The sequence below is a fragment of the Mycobacterium sp. 1165196.3 genome (assembly GCF_001673415.1).
GTDB lineage: Bacteria > Actinomycetota > Actinomycetes > Mycobacteriales > Mycobacteriaceae > Mycobacterium > Mycobacterium europaeum_A.
The window spans coordinates 1-1,163 of record NZ_LZLU01000052.1 but is presented as its reverse complement, the minus strand read 5'-3'; the positions used below and the strand labels follow the sequence as shown (position 1 = coordinate 1,163).

Annotated in this window: 1 pseudogene; it reads left to right on the top strand. The window is 68.4% G+C overall.

From position 1 onward, the window contains the following. Positions 1-1,163 (top strand): annotated as a pseudogene (locus A5659_RS04770) (pyruvate carboxylase); the annotation flags it as partial.

The following is a 1,163-nucleotide window of genomic DNA, read 5'->3' as shown; positions in this document are numbered from 1 at the left end:
CGCCGATCGCGGCACCAAGATTCTGAGTTACCTGGCCGACGTCACCGTCAACAAGCCCCACGGCGAGCGTCCGTCCGCGGTGTACCCGCACGACAAGCTGCCCGACGTCGACCTGTCGGTGGATCCGCCGGCGGGTTCCAAGCAGCGGTTGACCGAACTCGGGCCGGAGCGATTCGCCGCGTGGCTGCGGGAGTCACCCGGTGTCGGCGTCACGGATACCACCTTCCGCGACGCCCACCAGTCCCTGCTGGCGACGCGGGTGCGCACCAGCGGGCTGATCAAGGTGGCGCCCCACATCGCCCGGACCACACCGCAGTTGTTGTCGATCGAGTGCTGGGGCGGTGCCACGTACGATGTCGCGCTGCGGTTCCTGAAGGAAGACCCCTGGGAGCGGCTGGCAACGCTGCGCGAGGCGTTGCCGAACATCTGCCTGCAGATGCTGCTGCGCGGACGCAACACCGTTGGGTACACCCCTTATCCGGAGACGGTCACGACGGCGTTCGTCGAGGAAGCGACGGCAACGGGCATCGACATCTTCCGGATCTTCGACGCGTTGAACAACGTCGACTCGATGCGGCCGGCCATCGACGCCGTGCGCGAAACCGGGGCATCGGTGGCCGAGGTGGCGATGTCCTATACCGGCGATCTCAGCGATCCCGCCGAAAAGCTTTACACGCTGGACTATTACCTCAAGCTCGCCGAACAGATCGTCGAAGCGGGCGCGCACGTGCTGGCGATCAAGGACATGGCCGGGTTGTTGCGCGCGCCCGCGGCGACCACCCTGGTCTCGGCGCTCAAGTCCCGATTCGACCTGCCGGTGCACGTGCACACCCACGACACCCCGGGTGGGCAGCTGGCGACCTATGTGGCGGCCTGGCACGCCGGGGCCGACGCCGTCGACGGCGCCGCGGCCCCGCTCGCGGGAACCACCAGCCAGCCCGCGCTGTCGTCGATCGTGGCCGCCGCGGCCAACACGGCCTACGACACCGGGCTGTCACTGCCCGCGGTGTGTGACCTGGAGCCGTATTGGGAGGCGCTCCGAAAGGTGTACGCGCCCTTCGAATCCGGCCTCCCCGCCCCGACGGGACGCGTCTATCACCACGAGATCCCCGGTGGCCAGTTGTCGAATCTGCGCCAGCAGGCCATCGCCCTGGGGCTTGGTG